Genomic DNA, 18652 nt, shown 5'->3' with positions numbered 1-18652 from the left:
GAGGGGGAAGGGCCCCGGGGCACACGCCCCGGGGCCCTTCCCGTCGTCCGTAGGGGACCTCACGCGCCCCAGGTGCGCAGCCTCAGCGGCAGCCCGGAGTCGCCGGCCGCCCCGGGGCGCACCGCGAGGACCTGGTTGACGCCGAGCCGGCCGTGCTCGAAGCCGAGCGCGGAGGCCGCCATGTACAGCAGCCACACCCGTGCCCTGCCCGGCGAGGTGAGGCGTACGGCCTCCTCCCAGTGGCCCTGCAGGCGGGCCACCCAGGCCCGCAGGGTCAGCGCGTAGTGCTCGCGCAGCGCCTCCACGTCGCGGACCTCGAACCCGGCCCGCTCCAGCTCGCCGACGGTACTGCCGAGCGGTGAGAGCTCCCCGTCGGGGAAGACGTACGCGTCGATGAACTCGTCGATCCGGTAGGCCTCTTCGTCGGGCTCCGGCGGCCGGGCGATCTGGTGGTTCAGCAGGCGGCCGCCGGGGCGGAGCAGAGCGTGCAGGGTGCGGGCGTAGTCGCGGTAGCGGTCGGCGCCGACGTGCTCGGCCATGCCGATGGACGAGATGGCGTCGTACGGGCCGTCCTTGACGTCCCGGTAGTCCTGGACGCGGATCTCGACCCGGTCGGCCAGGCCCTCCTCGGCGACCCGCTTGCGGGCGTACGCGGCCTGCTCGCGCGAGAGCGTGATGCCGGTGACCTGGACCCCGTACTCGCGGGCGGCGTGCAGGGCCATGGAGCCCCAGCCGCAGCCGACGTCCAGGAGCCGGGCGCCGGGCGCGAGGGCGAGCTTGCGGCAGACCAGGTCGAGCTTGTCGCGCTGGGCCTCCTCCAGGGTGGCCCCGGGGCTCCAGTAGGCGCAGGAGTAGACCATGGACGGGCCGAGCACGTGAGCGTAGAACTCGTTGCCGACGTCGTAGTGGTGGCTGACGGCCGCGCGGTCGCGGACCTTGGTGTGGACGGGCCCGCTGCGGCGGGGGGCCTCCTCGGACGGCGGGGCGGGCGCGGGCCACGGCCGGGCCAGCGCGGCGAGGTCGCGTACGGCGGCCCGCGCGGCCGGGTCGCGCAGCAGTGCGAGGGTGCTGCCGGCGCGGGCGAGCCGGGCGTGCTTGGCGTGGGCGGTGGGCGCGGTGGCGGACTCCCGCTCCCAGAGCAGCCCGGCCACCCGGTCGAGCAGGTCGAAGAGATCGCCCTCGACGACGAGGTCGCCGGCGACCCAGGCGCGCGCGAGGCCCAGCTCGCCCGGCTTCCACAGCATGCGGCGCAGGGCCCTGCGGTTGGTCAGCACCAGGGTGGGGCCGGTGGGCGCGCCGGCCTCGCTGCCGTCCCAGGCCCGTATGCGGACGGGCAGGGGGGCGCCCAGCAAGGTCTCGGCGAGTGCGGCCAGCCGCGGCGCGGCGTCGGTCATCGTAGGCACCTCCAGAAAGCTCCGACAGAGCGGCCTACCCATTCCCGGGCCGGGACATGCCGAAGGGGCCGCCCGCACCACGGATGGCGGGCGGCCCCTTCGGGGACGTGCTGGGGGTGTTCCGGTCAGGCCCGGGTCAGGAGGCCTTGGCCTTCTGGGCCGGTGCCGCGGCGGGAGCCGGGGCCGGCTTGGCGGCCTCGTAGAACTCCTCGCGCGGGGTCTCCAGCGCACCGAGGGAGACGACCTCGCGCTTGAGGAACATGCCGAGGGTCCAGTCGGCGAAGACGCGGATCTTGCGGTTCCAGGTCGGCATGGCCATGCCGTGGTAGCCGCGGTGCATGTACCAGGCGAGCCGGCCCTTGAGCTTGATCTTCATCTTGCCCATGACGATCATCGCGACGCCCTTGTGGAGGCCGAGGCCCGCCACCGCACCCTTGTTGGAGTGCGAGTACTCGCTCTGCGGGAAGCCCCGCATGCCCGAGATGACGTTGTCGCCGAGGACCTTGGCCTGGCGCAGCGCGTGCTGGGCGTTCGGCGGGCACCAGGCGTTCTCGACGCCGGCCTTGCGGGACGCCATGTCCGGCACCTGGGCGTTGTCGCCCGCGGTCCAGATGTAGTCCGTGCCCTTGACCTGGAGGGTGGGCTCGGCGTCGACGTGGCCGCGCGGGCCCAGCGGCAGGCCGTAGCGGGCCAGCACCGGGTTGGGCTTGACGCCCGCGGTCCACACGATGGTGTTGGAGTCGACCTCGAGGCCGTTCTTCAGCACCACGCGGCCGTCCACGCAGGAGTCCATGGAGGTGTTGAGGTAGATCTCGATGCCGCGGGACTCGAGGTGCTCCTTGCCCCAGGTGCCGAGCTTGGGCCCGACCTCGGGAAGGATCTTGTCGGCCGCGTCGACCAGGATGAAGCGCATGTCCTCGCGCTTGATCGTGGCGTAGTACTTCGCGGCGTCGCGGGCCATGTCCTCGACCTCGCCGATGGTCTCCGCGCCGGCGAAGCCGCCGCCCACGAAGACGAAGGTGAGGGCCTTGCGGCGGACGTTCTCGTCCGTCGTGGACTCGGCCTTGTCGAGCTGCTCGAGTACGTGGTTGCGCAGGCCGATGCCCTCTTCGACGCCCTTCATACCGATGCCCTGTTCGGCGAGGCCGGGGATCGGGAAGGTGCGGGAGACGGCGCCGAGCGCGATCACCAGGTAGTCGAAGGGCAGCTCGTACGCCTCGCCGACCAGCGGCGTGACGACGGCGACCTTGCGGTCCTGGTCGATGCTGGTGACCCGGCCGGTAAGTACCTCGGCCTTGGGCAGCACGCGTCGCAGCGGGACGACGACGTGCCGAGGCGAGATGCTGCCTGCGGCCACTTCGGGGAGGAAGGGCTGGTAGGTCATGTACGAGCGCGGGTCGACGACCGTGACGGTCGCCTCGCCGTAGCGCATCTTCTTCATGATGCGCTTGGCTGCGTACAGGCCTACGTACCCACCTCCTACAACGAGGATCCTGGGACGCTCCGTGGTGCTCATGGAACGAGTATCCAGCACCCAATGGGGTGTCGCTCGTGAGCCCCTTCACAAGGTGTCGGAAGGCCTCTGCTACACTCCGCCGCCCACGTGACGGAGGTCATGGCGCCGTGCGGGAACCACGGTGTAACGGGAGTCGTTGTTCACCCGTCCTGAACTGGCCTCCAGGCCCTCAACCGGACTGGACCACCGGGCTTCGTCCATACCTCCGATGCGGAACCCGTCGGGTCCGCCGATCGCACGAACGGCCACGAAAAAGGGCCCGAGGGCCTCGGGAAGGGTCCGAAAGACCCTTCCGTTGGCCCATCAGGCCCCTTTTCCTTGTGAAGAACTTCACGAACTTCGTGTGGATCACGGGACCCGGGACCCCTCCCAGGCCGTTTCAGGACCCTCCGCAGGCCCCTACAGCCCCTCGCCCGCCCGCCGTTCAGGCCACGGACCAGGCGATGCCGTCGAGGATGTCGTGTTCCGAGACGACGACCTCCGAGGCGCCGATGCGCTCCATGATCGCCAGGAGGACCAGGGCGCCGGCGCCGATCACGTCCACCCGGCCCGGGTGCATCACGGGGATCGCCGCGCGCTCGGCGTGGGTCGACGTCAGCATGCGGCCGGTGATCTCGCGGACCTGCTCGTAGGAGATCCGGGAGTGGTGGATGACCTCCGAGCGGTACTCGGGCAGCCCGAGCGCGATCGCCGCGATCGTGGTCACCGAGCCGGCCAGGCCCACCAGGGTGCGGGCCTCGGCCAGCGGGACCGTCTCGGCGGCCAGGTCCAGCGCCGCCTCGATGTCGGCCCGTACGGCCGCCACCTGGGCCTCGGTCGGCGGGTCGCTGACGACCCCGTCCACGACGAGGTGGCGCTCGGTCATCCGCACGCAGCCCACGTCCACGGAACGGGCCGCCCGCACGTGCTCCCCGCCGACCACGAACTCGGTCGAGCCGCCGCCGATGTCCACCACCAGGAACGGCCGCTCCAGGTGCTCGTGGGCGGTCAGCTCCTTGGTGGCGCCGGTGAAGGAGAACTCCGCCTCCCGGTCCCCGGAGATCACCTCGGGCTCGACGCCCAGGATGTCCAGGACGCCCTGGACGAAGTCGGCGCGGTTCTCCGCGTCCCGGGAGGCCGAGGTCGCCACGAAGCGGACCTTCTCCGCGCCCAGCTCCTTGATGACCTCCGCGTACTCGCGGCAGGCCGCGAAGGTGCGCTCCAGCGCCTCCGGGGCCAGCCGCCCGGTCCTGTCCACGCCCTGGCCGAGCCGGACGATGGTCATCCGCCGGTCCAGCTCGACCAGGTCGCCGGTGGAGGGGTCGCAGTCCGCGACCAGGAGGCGGATGGAGTTCGTACCGCAGTCGACGGCCGCGACCCGGGTCACAGCGACTCTTCCTTCTTCTCCGCGCACGGGGTGACGCAGGCGCCCTTGGCCCACCACTCCGGCAGCATGGCGAGGGCCTCGTCGCCGAACGGGTTCACGCCCGGGCCCGCGGCCAGCGAGTGGCCGACGAGCACGTGCAGGCACTTCACCCGGTCCGGCATCCCGCCGGCGCTGGGGAAGCCCTGGAGCACCTCGATGGCGTCGCGGCGCCGGATGTAGTCCTCGTGCGCGGCCTGGTAGGCGGCGGCGAGCTCGGGGTCCTCGGCGAGCCGGGCCTGCATCTCCTTCATCACGCCGTTGGCCTCGAGCGTGCCGATCGCGGAGGCCGCGCGCGGGCACGTCAGGTAGTACAGCGTCGGGAAGGGGGTGCCGTCGGGGAGCCGCGGCGCGGTCTCCACCACGTCCGGCTGGCCGCAGGGGCAGCGGTGGGCGATGGCGCGCAGCCCGCGCGGCGGGCGGCCGAGCTGCTGCTCGAACGCCTCGATGTCCGCGTCGGTCGGCTCGGTCCGGTCGGTCTGGGGCGGGGGCGTCTGCATGCCTGGAGTAGGTCTCTTCGTTTCGGTGTGCTTGGAGTGTGGGTCAGTCGCCCGGGCGGTCGGCCTTGTCGACGCCGTCCCAGACGTTGGAGTACCAGGGGCGGTCGGAGCCGGCCCGGCCGGTCCGGTGCCGCTCGGCCGCCGCCTGGGCCCCGGGGTCGGTCATGATGTAGCCGATCTCCCCCGGGCGCAGGAAGTGCAGGTGCTTGCGCGCCTGCTGCTCCGCATAGGCGTCGTCCTGCCAGCGGGCCTTCTCGTCGCGGAGCCGCTCCAGGCGCTCCCGCGCGGCGGCCGCGGCCCGCTGCTGCTCCGCGATCTCCGAACGCTGGGAGACGTACTGGCGCATCGGATACGCGAGGGCGACGACCAGGGTACAGAGGACGAGCACCAGGAGCGCGGCCCGGCCGGTCAGCCGGCTGCGGCGGACCTGGCGGCGCGACTGCGAGCGGTAGACATGGGCGGCGGTCCGCTCGCCGAGCTGCTTGAGCCTGGTCGCGGTGGAGAAGGTGGAGAACCGATCCCGGTTCCCGGCCATTGGTCCGCCTCCCCTGTGCACGCACTACGCAATACGTCCCCGCACACGGTACGGGACCGAGTGCGGGGACGTACGGAGGCAAGAGCGTGATTAGCCCTTGAAGCGCGGGAAGGCGCTGCGGCCCGCGTACACCGCGGCGTCGTCGAGGATCTCCTCGATGCGCAGCAGCTGGTTGTACTTGGCGACACGGTCCGAGCGGGCCGGGGCGCCGGTCTTGATCTGACCGCAGTTCACGGCGACCGCGAGGTCGGCGATGGTGACGTCCTCGGTCTCGCCGGAGCGGTGCGACATCATGCACTTGAAGCCGTTGCGCTGGGCCATCTCGACGGCGTCGAGGGTCTCGGTCAGCGAACCGATCTGGTTCACCTTCACGAGCAGGGCGTTCGCGGAGCCCTCCTCGATGCCGCGGGCCAGGCGCTCCGGGTTGGTGACGAAGAGGTCGTCGCCGACGATCTGGACCTTGGAGCCCAGCTTGTCGGTGAGGGTCTTCCAGCCGGCCCAGTCGTCCTCGTACAGCGGGTCCTCGATGGAGACCATCGGGTACGCGGAGACGAGCTCCTCGTAGTACTCGGTCATCTCGGCGGCCGAGCGGGACTGGCCCTCGAACTCGTACTTGCCGTCCTTGTAGAACTCGGACGCGGCGACGTCGAGCGCGAGCGCGATGTCCTTGCCCGGGGTGTAGCCGGCCTGCTTGATGGCCTCGACGATGAGGTCGAGCGCGGCGCGGTTGGACTCCAGGTTCGGGGCGAAGCCGCCCTCGTCGCCCAGCCCGGTGGAGAGGCCCTTGGTGTGCAGGACCTTCTTGAGGGTGTGGTAGACCTCGGCACCCCAGCGCAGCGCCTCGGAGAAGGACTCCGCGCCGATCGGGGCGATCATGAACTCCTGGATGTCCACGTTGGAGTCGGCGTGCGACCCGCCGTTGAGGATGTTCATCATCGGAACGGGCAGCAGGTGCGCGTTCGGGCCGCCGAGGTAGCGGAAGAGCGGGAGGTCCGAGGCCTCGGACGCGGCGTGCGCGACGGCGAGGGAGACGCCGAGGATGGCGTTGGCGCCGAGCGAGCCCTTGTTGTCGGTGGCGTCCAGGTCGAACATGGCCTGGTCGATCAGGCGCTGCTCGGTGGCGTCGTAGCCGACGAGCTCCGGGCCGATCTGCTCGATGACGGCGAGGACGGCCTTCTCGACACCCTTGCCGAAGTAACGGTCGGGGTCACCGTCACGGAGCTCGATGGCCTCGAATGCACCGGTGGAGGCGCCGGACGGAACTGCAGCACGGCCGGTGCTGCCATCGTCGAGGCCCACCTCGACCTCGACCGTGGGGTTGCCTCGGGAGTCCAGGATTTCCCGGGCTACGACGACGTCGATGGACGGCACGAGCATCTCCTTCTGGGATGTGACGCTGGGTGTGCGGTGGCATCAGGCCGTGGGATGGCCTTGCCGACTAGAGCCTAACCGGCTCGGGGCTCTCGATCGGCCGACCGCCCGGCCCCTGGGACGAAAAAGGGCCCGAATACCCCTCTTCCAGGACATACGGCTGTTGGTCATCGCCGTTCTGCCGGCGCACACGCCACCGCCCGGCGCGTGGGGGGATACGCGCCGGGCGGTGGGGCTGTTACGCGTGGTGCGCGCTGCCGCGGCTATTGCCGCAGTGTTCAGCTGAGCTTCAGCTTCTGACCCGGGAAGATCAGGTCGGCGTCCGAGACGATGTCCTTGTTCAGCTCGAACAGCTTCTGCCAGCCGCCCTGGACGCCGTTGGCCTCGGCGATGGTGCCCAGGGTGTCACCGGACTTGACCTCGTACGAGCCGTTGCCGGTCTTCGGGGCCGGGGCCTCGGAGCGCTCGGAACGGGTGGTCGGAGCCTCGGAGCGCTTCGTCTCCTTCTTCGGCTCGGCCTTCTTCGGCTGGGTCTTCTTGGGCTCGGTCTTCTTCTCCTGCTTCGGGGCGGTCTCGGTCGAGCCGCCGCCGGTGTAGGAGGAGTTCGACAGACCCTTGCCGCAGTGCGGCCAGGCGCCCTTGCCCTGGCCCTTGAGGACCTTCTCCGCGACGGCTATCTGCTGGGCCTTCGAGGCCTGGTTGGCCTGCGCGGCGTACGTCTTGCCGCCGAACGCGGCCCAGGTGGAGGACGAGAACTGCAGGCCGCCGTAGTAGCCGTTGCCCGTGTTGATGGCCCAGTTGCCGCCGGACTCGCACTGCGCGACCTTGTCCCACTCGGACGCGGTGGCGGCGCTGGCGGTGCCCGCGGCCATCAGGGGGGCGGCGACGGCGACACCGGCGACACCGGCGAGCGTGACGATGCGGGCGGCCTTGGAGGCGCGGCGGTGCTTGCCCTTGCCGGAAAGCAGCATGGAGATTCTCCTCACCGACGCCTACGAGGTGAGCTGTCGGGTTCGGGCGAGTGAGTTGCCCGGCCGTGCGACCTAGCGCACGTCTTAACCCCTAGCCGGTGGCGTGACCGTCTCTCAACGGCCGCTCCCGGCACCTACCTTGGTTCCCCCGCTCCTGCCTTCGGCGCTTGACGCGACGACTGTTCCCCCCGTCCGCCGGCAGGATTCGGCGATGCGGTCGAAGGAGCCCGCGGTGGCGGGCGACTCAGAAGGTAGACAGGTCCCTCCCCGATGTTCAACGAGCCCCATCGGGGAGAAACAGCCCCTACTTGCGCCCTTCGTACGGGTATTTGCGCAGGTGAGGACGGGGTTCGCGGAAGCCCCCGGGCGGGACACGCCAGTTGACCGGAAGAGACACATGTCTCACTTACAGAAAACGGACAATCAACTCTTTCCGGCCGCCCGAACTGCCCTTATTCGGCAGTTAGATCCAGGTTCTGGCCGGGCTTGATCAGATTGGCATCCTTGCCGATGACCTGCTCATTGGCCGCGTAGAGCGCGTTCCAGCCGCCCTCGAGTCCCTTGGCGTCCGCGATGGCGATCAGGCTGTCGCCCTCCTTGACGGTGTACGTGGGCTCCGACGCGGCATCAGGTGCGGTCGGCGCCTCGGCGGCCGGCGCACCGCGGTGCTTGCCGCTGCCCTCGGGGGCCGGTGCGGCCGGTGCGGTGGGTGCGGTGGGGTCGGCCGAGGCGTCCGGGACACCCGGAGTCGCCGGCGCCGTCGGGTCTGCCGGGGTCACGGGGGCGCCCGGGGTCACGGGGGGCTGGCCCGGGGTGGCCGGCGGGGCGACCGGCGGCGCCGTGGTCTCACCCGGGCTGACGGGGGTGGTCGGCGCGGTCGGGTCCACCGGGGCCGGAGCCGTGGAGGGGTCGTCCGGCGAGGGCATGACGGGCAGTCCGAGGGAGGGCGCGAGCGGGCTGTCGGGGAGCGTGAACGACGGGGTGCCGGAGGGGCTCGGCGCGGGGTGCGTCGGAGCGCCGAAGTCCGTGGACGGCTTGCCGGGCCCGGTGGTGGGCACGGTGTCGTCCGGGCGGGAGGGCGCGGTCGGGGTCACGGAGCCGCCGGGCAGGCCCGGGTCGACCGCGGCTGCGGCGCCCTGCCCGTCCAGCCCGGCCGAAGCCGCGCACAGCGGCCAGGCCTGCGGGCCCTGGGAGGCCAGTACGCGCTCGGCCACGGCGATCTGCTGGGAACGGCTCGCCAGGTCGGCCCGCTCGGCGAAGTCGAGGCCACCCGCGTTCTTCCACTGCTCCTGGGTGAACTGCAGGCCGCCGTACTGTCCGCTGCCGAAGTTGGCGCTCCAGGCGCCACCGCTCTCGCACTCGGCGACCTTGTCCCACGTGGACGTGTCGGCCGCACTCGCGCCGGTGGCGGCGAGCAGCGGCAGGGCCAGCGCGGAGCCGGTGACTCCGGCAGTGACGACTATCGCGGGCACCTGACGGGGGCGTCTGTGGCGGCCGTTCCCGGAACGCATGAGGCTGCACCTTTCGCATAACGGCTGGATAACGGCAGAACCTAGCGGCCTTCGAACGGTTGTCACAACTCCGGTCGGCAACTGACTTCCGGTCAGTTGCCCTTCAGATGTTTCGGGGTGTGAAGCGCACGGGAAGGGTGCGCAGGCCACGCATGATCAGTCCGCCGCGCCAGCGCAGCTCCTCGGGCGGAACAGCGAGTTCCAGATCTGGCAGACGCGTGAGCAAAGTCGCAAGCGCGGTCTGTCCTTCAAGTCGCGCGAGCGGAGCACCCAGGCAGTAGTGGATGCCGTGGCCGTACCCGAGGTGCTGGTTGTCGGCCCGGGAGAGGTCGAGGGTGTCCGGCTCGGCGAACCGCCCGGGGTCGCGGTCGGCGGCCGCGAGGACGACCAGGACCGGATCCCCGGCCGCGACCGACTGCCCGCCGAGGGTCAGCGGCTCGGTGGCGAACCGCCAGGTGGCCAGCTCCACCGGGCCGTCGTAGCGCAGCAGTTCCTCGACGCCGGTCTCCAGCAGGCCGCTCTCGCCGGCCGCGAGGGAGGCCTGGAGGCGCTCGCGTTCGCCGGGGTTCATGAAGAGGGAGTGGACGCCGTTGCCGATGAGGTTGACGGTGGTTTCGAAACCGGCGAAAAGCAGGATGAAAGCCATGGCCGTGGCCTCGGCCTCCGTCAGATGGTCGCCGTGGTCACTCGCCCGGATCAGATCGGAAATGAGGTCATTGCCCAGATCATCCCGCTTGCGGTGGATGAGTTCCCCGAGATACGTCCGCATCTGCTTCACGGAACGGGCGACCCCGCCGCGCGGACCGCCGCCGTGGCGGATCATCATCCCGGCCCAGTCGCGGAAGTCGTCCTGGTCCTCGCGCGGTACGCCGAGCATCTCGCAGATGGCGTAGATGGGGAGCGGGAAGGCGAACTCGTGGATGAGGTCCGCCTCCCCCTTCGCCGCGAACTGGTCGATGAGGTGGTCGGTCAGCTCCTGCACCCGCGGTGTGAACTCGGCGACCCTGCGCGGGGTGAACGCCTTCGACACCAGCCGCCGCAGCCGGGTGTGGTCCGGCGGGTCGATGTTGAGCAGGTGCGTCATCAGCTCCGCCTTGCGCTCCCCCGGGATCCCGGTCTTGCCCTTGGCGTGCGCGGGCTCGGCGTGGTGCGCCGGATTCTTGCTGAGCCGCTGGTCGGCGAGGGCCTGGCGGGCGTCGGCGTACCGGGTGACCAGCCAGGCCTCGACCCCGCTGGGGAGCTTGGTGCGGTGCACCGGGGAGTGCTCGCGCAGCCAGGCGTAGGCCGGATAGGGATCGGTCGCGAACTCCCAGTCGAACAGGGTCGGTCCCGTGGGGGAAGGGGAGGCCGAGGGGGTGTCTGCGGAGGCTGCGGGGATCTGCTCGTGCACCCGATGACCGTATCCCGACTCCCGGACCCCATCCGATATGGGTGCTTCGTCGCGGCTGTCCGTAGATCCGCTGTCACTTGACCTCGACTTCCCCGACACTCCTACTTTCGGTTTTGTGGATGTGAGGATCTTGAAAAGCAGTTTCGCGGTGGTGGAGAGACGGGCCGAGCACGCGGTCAAGTTCTTCTACTCCCACCTCTTCTGGCACAACCCCAACGTCCGTGAGCTCTTCCCGGCCTCCTTCGAGGACATGGAGCGGCAGCGGGACCGGCTCTTCGCCGCGCTCACCCACGTGATCGCCCACCTGGAGAACGACAGCCTCGTCCCCTATCTCCGCGACCTGGGCCGCGACCACCGCAAGTTCCGGGCCGGGCCCGAGCACTACGCGGCCGTGGGCACCAGCCTGCTCGCCGCCCTCGCCGAGACCTCCGGCGAGGCCTGGACCCCGCAGGTGGAGAAGGCCTGGGCCGAGGCGTACCAGGTGATCGCCGACGCGATGCTGGCCGGCGCCGCCTCGAGCGAGGACCCGCCCTGGTGGGACGCGGAGGTCGTACGCCACCTCCAGTACGGGCAGGACATCGGCGTGCTGACCCTGAGGCCGCACGCCCCCTTCCCCTATCTGCCCGGCCAGTACACGAGCGTGAGCAGCGAGCGGGTCCCGACGACCTGGCGCACGTACTCCGTCGGCAACGCCCCCCGCCCCGACGGCACCCTGGACCTGCACGTCAGCCGGATCGAGCGGGGGCGGCTGAGCACCGCCCTGGTCCGCGACGTGCAGCCGGGCGAGACGCTGCGGCTCGGTGCGGCGGGCGGGCAGCTGACCTTCCGCCACGCGGACCGCCCGGCCAGCCTGATCGCCGCCGGGACCGGCTGGGCGCCGGTCCGGGCCATCCTGGAGGACCTCGCGGAGCACCCTCCCGATCAGGACGTACGGCTCTTCGTGGTCGCGCGGGACGCCGCGTACCTCTACGACCGCGCGCTCATCGACGAGTACGCCGCCGCCTGCCCCTGGCTCGCCGTCACCTACATCACGCCGGCCCCCGGGCAGCACCGCAACCAGGCCACCGACCGGCTGGCCACCGCGCTCGGCAACCGGGGCCTGTGGCCCGACCAGGACGTCTACCTCAGCGGACCGCCGCTGTTCATCGAGGAGACCGCCTTCCTCCTGGAGGAGCTGGGCGCCCACCCCGGCCGGATCTTCCACGACTCCGTACCGGCCGCCGGCAAGGGGCACGGCCCGAACGGCCGCCCGCTGGGCTTCGGGGAGTGGTTCCTGAACCGCCCCGCGCCGCACTGGCACAACCCCTCGGGCCGATCGCCGAGGGGCTGACGGGTTCAGTACTGCTGCTGGGGGCTACTCGCCGACGCCCTCGGCGGCCCGGATCGCGTCCCGGTAGACGCGGGCCGCCGCGCGCAGCGCGGTCTCGGGGTCGATCCCCGCCGCCTCGGCGCGCGCCGCCAGCTCCAGCAGCTCGTACCCGATGCCCTCACCGGGGGGCAGCTCCACGGCCACACCGCCCGTACGGACCCGCCCGGCGAGCTTGGCCGCGAGCGCGAGCCCCGGCTGGCCCAGCGGAATCCCGTCCGTGACGGATTCCCGGCGCTTCTCGACCGCCTTGGTGCGCTGCCAGTGGGCACTGACGTCCTCCGGGGTCTCGGCCTTCTCGTCGCCGAAGACGTGCGGGTGCCGGTGGATCAGCTTCTCGACGAGGGTCGCGGCCACGTCGTCGATGGAGAACGCCTCGTCCGGCACCTCGTGGTCCTCCGCGATCCGGGCGTGGAACACCACCTGGAGCAGGACGTCCCCGAGCTCCTCGCGCAGCTCCTCCCGGTCCCCGTCCTCGATGGCCTCGACCAGTTCGTACGCCTCCTCGATCGCGTACTTGGCCAGGCCCCGGTGGGTCTGCCGGGAGGTCCACGGGCACTCGCGCCGGACCCGGTCCATCACCTGGACCAGGTCGAGCAGGCGGGCGCCCGGCAGGTCGTACGAACCGGGCAGCAGCTCCAGGTCGGGCATGGCGACCCGGCCCGAGCCCGCGAGCCTGGCCAGTCCGTCGGTGAGCCGCTGGTCGCCCTCGCCGCTCAGGAGGACCACGACCGTGCCGCCGCCGGCGCAGGCCCCGACCAGCTCCTGCGCGTCCGGCCTCTCGTGGACGACCTCGACGCCCGCCTCCCGCAGGTACGGGAGCTGCGGGTGGCCGGGGTCGGCGCACAGCACCCGCTCCGCGGCGTGCAGGGTCTGCCACGCGGGCCAGGACAGCACGCCGGGGGCGACCCGGTGGCTGGTGGTCAGCAGGACGATGCGGCCGGTGGGCTCGGCCGTGGTGGACTCGGGGTGGTCGTGGTCGGTCACCCTCCGAACCTACCTCCGCGGGCGGGCGTCAGGCTCCGGCGGGTGCCTGCTCGGGCCGGGTCCGCTGGGTGATCCAGGGCGTCTCCCCGGCGCCCAGCTTGATCTGCTGGACGTCGAAGGACCCGTAGCGCGGGTTGACCTCGATGCGCAGGGCCTTCGCGGCGGTCCGGGCGGGCTCCTCCAGCTTCCCGTTGCCGTACTTGGCGGTCAGCTTGGTCAGCAGGACCCGGTCCCGGAGGAAGCGGTCGACCTGGCCGGGGGCCATGGCGCCCTTCTGCAGCAGCAGCGCCTCGAACTGCTCGGCCCCCTGGTTCTCCTCGACGTACGCCTTGCGCTCGTCCTCGATCTCCTTGGCGGAGACGGAGATCCCGGCCGTCTTGGCCATCCTGTCGATGATGTGGCTCTGGAGCATCGAGTCGAGCTTCTGGCGCTCCAGGTTGGGTGTGCTCGCGATGAGCTCGGCGGCGGCCTGCCCGGTGCGGTTCTGGGCGGCGCGCACGTCGTTCACCTGGGCCTGGAGGGCGGAGGTGGTGATCCGTTCGCCGCCGACCACGGCCGCGGTACCGGGGCGCGCCTGCCCCGAGCAGGCGGACAGCAGGGGGGCCGCCAGCAGCAGGGCGGTGGAGACGGAGAGCGCAGTGCGACGGTGCAAAGGAGCCTCCAGGGCCGGGAGATTGTGCGTCGGTGCACAAGGGCCGTGCGATCATCGATGGTATGCAGTCAGGGTGATCCGGGCCACTGCTTCGACCAACGATTCCCCGGGTGTTGAGGTACTCGTTCACCCGGTGGCCATCCCGCTGTCCCCCGGTGGTGCCAAAGTCGGCGCACCATGTCGACACCGCACCGCTCGCCGCGACGCCTGAGCCTGGCCGGCTCCGCGTTCGCCGCCCTGCTCACGGTGGTGGCCGTGGGTGCCGGGGACGCCGTCGCCCGCGTCTTCCCGTACGGCCCGCGCCACCGCAGCATCAACGACCTCGGCAACCAGTTCGTCCCCTTCCACGCGCACCTGTGGGACCTCCTGCACGGCCGCGCGGAGGGCGGGCTGCTGTTCAACTGGCAGTCCGGATACGGCACGAGCTTCCTGCCGGACCTGGGCACCTATCTGGCCAGCCCCTTCGCGGTGCTGGTCGGGCTGTTCCCGCGCGCGGACATAGACCTCGCGGTGTACGTGGTCACGGTGCTCAAGACGGCGGCCGCGGCGGCGGCCATGACCTGGCTGCTGCGCACGCAGCGCCGGGGGGCCTGGTGGGCGGCGGGGCTGCTCGGGGCCTCGTACGCGCTGTGCGGCTGGTCGGTGATCGAGGCCTCCTACAACCCGATGTGGCTCGACGGCCTGATCGCCTTCCCCCTGCTGTGCCTGACCGGCGAGTGGGCGCTGCGCGGGCGGCGGCTGCCGGCCGCCGTACTGGTCGTGGCCGTCTGCTGGACGGCGAACTTCTACACCGCCTACATGGCCACCCTCGGCGCGGCGCTGGTGCTGCTGGTACGGGTGGTGCTGACTCGGGAGTCGGCGAAGGCCCGGCCGGCCGTGATCGGCCGGGCGGCCGCCACGACCGCGCTGGGGATCGCGCTCGCGGCCCCGGTGCTGGCTCCCCTCTTCCTCAGCTCCGGGCAGGCCTACCCCGGCTGGGTCAAGGAGTTCCGGCCGGTGTCCTGGGCGGACCTGTTCGCCCGGCTGCTTCCGGCGACGTACTCCTTCTCCTCCCCCGCCGTCTTCGTGGGCACCGGGACCCTGCTGCTGGTGGCCGCGCTGCCCTTCCACCGGGCGGCGGCGGCGCGCACCCGGCTGGCCTGGGCCGGACTGACGGCGGCCGTGGTGCTCTCCCTCCAGTGGGCCCCGACGCACCTGGCCTGGCACCTGTTCGCGACCCCGAACGGAAGCCCGTACCGGCAGACCTTCGTACTGGCCGGGATCGCCGTGATCGCCGCCTGGGCAGGGCTGTCGGCGGGGCTCCCGGGGCCGCGCGCGCTGGCGGCGGGGGCGGGCCTGCTGGCGGCCGCCGCCCTGTGGGCGAGCGGGAGCACGCTGGTGACGGCCTGGGGGTACGTGCTGTTCTGCGGCGGGCTGGTGGCGGCGGCCGGGGCCTGGTGGGCGCTGCGCCACCGCCGGCTCGCGGTTCCGGCGGCCGCGCTGCTGGCGGCCGTACTCGTCGGGCAGGGGGCCGCCACGACCGCGTACGGCCACCGGGGCAAGCTCGGCGGCCTCGACGACTACCCGTCCTGGGGCCCGGCGCACACCGCGCGCGCCGGAGCCCTGGCGGGCGCCGAGGGCTGGCCGGCGTACCGCACCGACCCGAGCCGGCCGGCCCTGACGGGCAACGACCCGCTGCTGCTGGGCGGGGAGGGCGGCTCGTACTACAGCAGCCACACTCCGGAGGTGTTCACGCGCACGATGGCCTCCCTCGGGGCCGGCTGGACCTCGCGCGGGCGCAACGTCCAGAGCATCGACAGCCCGGTGACGGACGCGGTCTTCGCGGTCGGCGCGCGCCTCCAGCCGGACGGCACCGTCCGCCGCGCCGAGGTCCCGCCGCTGGTGACGACCCGCCCGCCGGGCGCACCCGCCGCGTACGGCGATTCGCCCTTCGCCAACCAGGAACTGCTGCTGGGCGCGCGGGTGTACGAAGACCCGCGCGCGCCCGGGGTCTGCCGCGCGGGCACGGAGGCCTACCTGTGGGCGCCGGAGTACAACGCGACGGCCCGCCTCGCCGACGGGCCGGCCTTCCGGCTGAACGGCAACGCCCCGCGCAACCGGGCGGCCGTCCAGCCGATGGGCGTCTCCCGGGGCGCCTCCTCGGCGCTGGTCTTCGACCGGGCCGCGCCCGCCCGGTGGACGCTGTCCTGCCTGGACCGCGGCCTGCTGGACACGGCCGTGGCCCGGCTGCGCGCCACGGCCGCCACCTCGGTCGCGGTCGGCTCCGCGCAGGTCCGCGCCGTGCTCCCGCCGGGCAGCACCGGCACGGCGGTCCTCTCGGTCCCCGCGATCGCGGGCTGGACCTGCAACGACCGCCCGGCCGCCTCCCACCTGGGTCTGGTCGCGATCCCCCTGGACGGCCGCACCACGGCGGTGACCTGCACGTTCCGCCCGCCGGGCCTGCTTCCGGGCGCGGCGGCCGGTGCGCTCGCCCTGGCGGTCGTACTGGGTCTGGAGCTTGCGCGCAGGAGGCGTCAGCGGACCTGACCGAGCCAGTGGAGGGTGCGCCGGATCTCGCCCGGGAAGGGGTGGTTCGGACCGTGCAGGCGTTCCGCGTCGAACAGCAGGCGGGCCAGGGTGTCGCGGGCCGAGGGCCGGTCGCCGAGGGAGAGCAGCAGGTGGGCTATCCGGCGGCGGACCTCCAGGGGGAGTCCGGGGTCCGGGTTGGCGTAGTGGTTCTCGAAGAGCGGGAGCAGCGAGCGGTACTCCGCCAGGGCCGCGGCCGGTTCGCCGAGTTGCTCCAGGCACTGCGCGGCGTCGTAGCGGAAGCGCAGCGACTGGGGGTCGCTGGCCGGGAACTCGTCGGCGAGCCGGCGCAGTTCGGGCAGGGCGCGGCGGTACTGGCCGTCGTCCATCAGCGTGGCGGCGTACTGCTTGCGCAGGGAGCGGACCACCGGCGAGTGCTCGCCGTGCTGGGCGGCCGCGGCCGGGAGGATCCCGCCGAGGATGTCCCCGGCCTGGGTCAGCCGGCCCTGGTCCAGCAGTTTGCGCGCCTCGTCCACGGCGCCGGGGATGTCGGGCTGCGCGGGCACCGGGGTCGGCGGGGAGGTCGGCTGCGGGGGGATCACGGTGGCCCGGTCGGGCCACGGCGCCTGCGGGCGCAGGAAGGGGCGGGTGGGGTCGAGCGGGCCGGCGGGGGCGCGGCTGCCGCGGGCGGGCAGCAGCGGCGCGAGGGCCTCGTAGACCGCCTGCGCGGAGGCCGGGCGGTCCTGCGGGTCCTTGGCCAGGAGGCGGAGCATGAGCGCCTCCAGCTCCGGCGGGATCTCCGGGCGTTGCGGGCGGACCGGCGCCGGGGGCTCGTACAGGTGGCGGTGGAGCACGCCCAGGGCGGTGGAGCCCGCGAAGGGGACGTTGCCGCTGAGGAGTTCGTACAGCAGCACGCCCAGCGCGTAGAGGTCGGTGTACGGGCCCACCGAGCCGCTCATGGCCTGCTCGGGCGCCATGTACGCGGGGCTGCCGATCGGGGTGCCGGTGCTGGTGAGGCGGGTGGTGTCGGTGTCCATGACCGAGGCCACGCCGAGGTCGAGGACCAGGACGGTGCCGTCCGGGCGGACCATCACGTTGCGCGGCTTCAGGTCGCGGTGCACGATCGGCACCGCGTGCACGGCCGCGAGCACCGAGCACAGCTGCGCGACGACCGCGACCGCCCACTGCCAGGGGTACGGGTCGTGGGCGGCGAGGTGGTCGGCGAGGTCGGAGCCCTCCACGTACCCCATGACGAGGAAGAGTTCGTCGGCGTCGCTGCCCGCGTCGTGCACGGTGACCAGGCCGGGGTGGTCCACCTGCGCCGTGACCCGGCACTCGCGCACGAAGCGGCGGCGCAGTTCCTCGGCGACGGTGCCCGGGCCGGCGACCTTGTCGGGGCGCAGCAGTTTGACGGCGACCCGCCGGTCCAGGCGCCGGTCGTACGCCGTCCAGACCTGGCCCATGCCTCCCTGGCCCAGGATGGACGACAGTTGGTAGCGGTCTCCGATGAGCCGGTCGGTCACTGATTCGGGTCCTGGATCGGGGTCTGGTCGGTGTCCCGGTGCGGGCTGCCGGGCGGCGGGGTCTGCTTGCGCAGCAGTTCGCTGAGCTCGTCGAGTTCGGCGCGGACCTGCCCGATGCGCGGGGGCGGGGTCGGCTGCGGGGGCTGCTGCGGGACCTGCGGGGGAACCTGCGGGGACAGGTGCGCCGGGACGGTCGTCTGGGTGGACGGGTAGCCGTAGGCGGGTGTGGCGGCCTGCTGCGGGCGGGCGTACGGGGCGGTCTGCGCCGGGTACCAGTGCGCCTGGGGGCCCGCGGTCCGCAGGCGTTCGTGGTGGCGGATGTCGGCCACGAGGAAGTACACGCAGGTCGCGAAGCCGGTGAGGATGATGCCGCCGGCCCCGGTGTTGCCCTGCCAGCCGCTGGTGTCCGCGGTGGGGTCGAGGCCGATCAGCACGACGGAGCCGACGGAGAGCCCGCAGCTCAGCGCGAGCAGCGTCCAGTCGCGGGCCGCGCGGGTCACGATCGCGAGCCGCAGCATCGAACCCCAGGCCAGGAAGCCACAGCTCAGGATCGGCAGCAGCGCGAAGATCACGCGCAGGGCCACCACGCCCCCGGTACTGGGCTGGTGACCGTGCTGCGGCGGGATGCCGGGGGCGTGCATCGGTGCTCCTGACGGGCCGTGCGGAAAGGGTTTCGGGTATGAGCGTATACAGCGATTCCGGCCACGGTGAGGGGATGTGCCCAACCGTTGTACGGTCGCCGCGCGATCGCCGCCCATGCGGCCTGAACAGCGGGTTCCGGACCCCGGCGAGCGGATCACCCCAAACGGGCGTACCGTCGCAAACGGGATACGGAAGGAGCCCGCGACATGGGGATCTTCGACAGGTTCAAGGACCCGGAGAAGGCCAAGGCCAAGGCCAAGGAAATGTCCGACAAGGCCGAGCAGGAGGCCAACGAGCGGACCGGCGGCAAGTACACCGACAGGATCGACCAGACCCAGCAGCAGATGGAAAAGAAGCTGGGCATCGACGAGGATCCGATGAAATAGC

Annotated in this window: 16 protein-coding genes and 1 riboswitch; of the genes, 3 read left to right on the top strand and 13 right to left on the bottom strand. The window is 72.2% G+C overall.

Annotated features, from left to right (window positions below; all coding sequences use genetic code 11):
- Window positions 1–59: 59 nt before the first annotated feature.
- From ACIPUC_RS29030 to ACIPUC_RS28990, 9 genes are all read right to left on the bottom strand, one after another.
- Window positions 60–1394, bottom strand: a complete 1335-nt coding sequence (locus tag ACIPUC_RS29030) for a class I SAM-dependent methyltransferase (protein ID WP_446593292.1) — start codon at window positions 1392–1394, stop codon at window positions 60–62.
- Between the two features lie 136 nt (window positions 1395–1530).
- Entirely contained in the window at window positions 1531–2910 is a 1380-nt protein-coding gene (locus ACIPUC_RS29025; RefSeq protein WP_446593290.1) for an NAD(P)/FAD-dependent oxidoreductase, read from the bottom strand.
- Window positions 2911–3334: 424 nt separating this feature from the next.
- Window positions 3335–4276, bottom strand: a complete 942-nt coding sequence (locus ACIPUC_RS29020) for a Ppx/GppA phosphatase family protein (RefSeq protein ID WP_446593289.1) — start codon at window positions 4274–4276, stop codon at window positions 3335–3337.
- Window positions 4273–4812: a DUF501 domain-containing protein gene (locus ACIPUC_RS29015; protein ID WP_446593288.1), complete on the bottom strand. Its 540-nt coding sequence runs from the start codon at window positions 4810–4812 to the stop codon at window positions 4273–4275. Before ACIPUC_RS29015 ends, ACIPUC_RS29020 begins: the two co-directional genes overlap by 4 nt.
- 43 nt (window positions 4813–4855) lie before the next feature.
- Window positions 4856–5347, bottom strand: a complete 492-nt coding sequence (locus tag ACIPUC_RS29010) for an FtsB family cell division protein (protein WP_446593287.1) — start codon at window positions 5345–5347, stop codon at window positions 4856–4858.
- A 90-nt stretch (window positions 5348–5437) separates the two neighbouring features.
- Window positions 5438–6724 carry a phosphopyruvate hydratase gene (gene eno, locus ACIPUC_RS29005; RefSeq protein ID WP_069920566.1) on the bottom strand — a complete coding sequence of 429 codons (1287 nt, stop codon included), beginning with the start codon at window positions 6722–6724 and terminating at the stop codon, window positions 5438–5440.
- A 272-nt stretch (window positions 6725–6996) separates the two neighbouring features.
- Window positions 6997–7689 carry a transglycosylase family protein gene (locus tag ACIPUC_RS29000; RefSeq protein WP_446593286.1) on the bottom strand — a complete coding sequence of 231 codons (693 nt, stop codon included), beginning with the start codon at window positions 7687–7689 and terminating at the stop codon, window positions 6997–6999.
- Window positions 7690–7692: 3 nt separating this feature from the next.
- A riboswitch (cyclic di-AMP (ydaO/yuaA leader) is annotated at window positions 7693–7865 on the bottom strand.
- 276 nt (window positions 7866–8141) lie between these two features.
- On the bottom strand, window positions 8142–9200 hold the full coding sequence (locus tag ACIPUC_RS28995; protein WP_446593285.1) for a transglycosylase family protein: 1059 nt from the start codon (window positions 9198–9200) through the stop codon (window positions 8142–8144).
- A 103-nt stretch (window positions 9201–9303) separates the two neighbouring features.
- Window positions 9304–10590 (bottom strand): cytochrome P450 family protein, encoded by a 1287-nt coding sequence (locus tag ACIPUC_RS28990; protein WP_446593284.1) that lies wholly within the window; start codon window positions 10588–10590, stop codon window positions 9304–9306.
- 121 nt (window positions 10591–10711) lie between these two features.
- Here ACIPUC_RS28990 and ACIPUC_RS28985 point away from each other — a divergent pair, with 121 nt between their 5' ends.
- The gene (locus tag ACIPUC_RS28985; protein WP_446593282.1) at window positions 10712–11920 is read left to right on the top strand and encodes a globin domain-containing protein; all 1209 of its coding nucleotides are present in this window, start codon (window positions 10712–10714) and stop codon (window positions 11918–11920) included.
- Between the two features lie 24 nt (window positions 11921–11944).
- On the opposite strand, the gene ACIPUC_RS28980 is transcribed toward ACIPUC_RS28985, so the two are convergent.
- Window positions 11945–12943: a nucleoside triphosphate pyrophosphohydrolase gene (locus tag ACIPUC_RS28980; protein WP_446593281.1), complete on the bottom strand. Its 999-nt coding sequence runs from the start codon at window positions 12941–12943 to the stop codon at window positions 11945–11947.
- A 28-nt stretch (window positions 12944–12971) separates the two neighbouring features.
- On the bottom strand, window positions 12972–13595 hold the full coding sequence (locus ACIPUC_RS28975) for a SurA N-terminal domain-containing protein (protein WP_446593280.1): 624 nt from the start codon (window positions 13593–13595) through the stop codon (window positions 12972–12974).
- A gap of 177 nt (window positions 13596–13772) precedes the next feature.
- On the opposite strand from ACIPUC_RS28975, the gene ACIPUC_RS28970 reads away from it, so the two are divergent.
- Window positions 13773–16121: a YfhO family protein gene (locus ACIPUC_RS28970; RefSeq protein WP_446593279.1), complete on the top strand. Its 2349-nt coding sequence runs from the start codon at window positions 13773–13775 to the stop codon at window positions 16119–16121.
- On the opposite strand, the gene ACIPUC_RS28965 is transcribed toward ACIPUC_RS28970, so the two are convergent.
- Together ACIPUC_RS28965 and ACIPUC_RS28960 are read right to left on the bottom strand one after the other, a co-directional pair.
- Window positions 16109–17623, bottom strand: coding sequence for a protein kinase domain-containing protein (locus ACIPUC_RS28965; RefSeq protein ID WP_446593278.1), 1515 nt, complete (start codon window positions 17621–17623; stop codon window positions 16109–16111). The genes ACIPUC_RS28970 and ACIPUC_RS28965 overlap by 13 nt on opposite strands.
- Window positions 17620–18264, bottom strand: coding sequence for a hypothetical protein (locus tag ACIPUC_RS28960; RefSeq protein ID WP_446593276.1), 645 nt, complete (start codon window positions 18262–18264; stop codon window positions 17620–17622). Before ACIPUC_RS28960 ends, ACIPUC_RS28965 begins: the two co-directional genes overlap by 4 nt.
- 207 nt (window positions 18265–18471) lie before the next feature.
- Between ACIPUC_RS28960 and ACIPUC_RS28955 the strand changes: the two genes are divergently transcribed.
- Complete coding sequence (locus ACIPUC_RS28955; protein ID WP_446593275.1) at window positions 18472–18651, top strand: antitoxin; 180 nt, start codon at window positions 18472–18474, stop codon at window positions 18649–18651.
- Window position 18652: the final 1 nt, after the last annotated feature.

The sequence above is a fragment of the Streptomyces sp. LARHCF249 genome (assembly GCF_052871255.1).
This window is presented reverse-complemented; position numbering and strand designations above follow the sequence as displayed.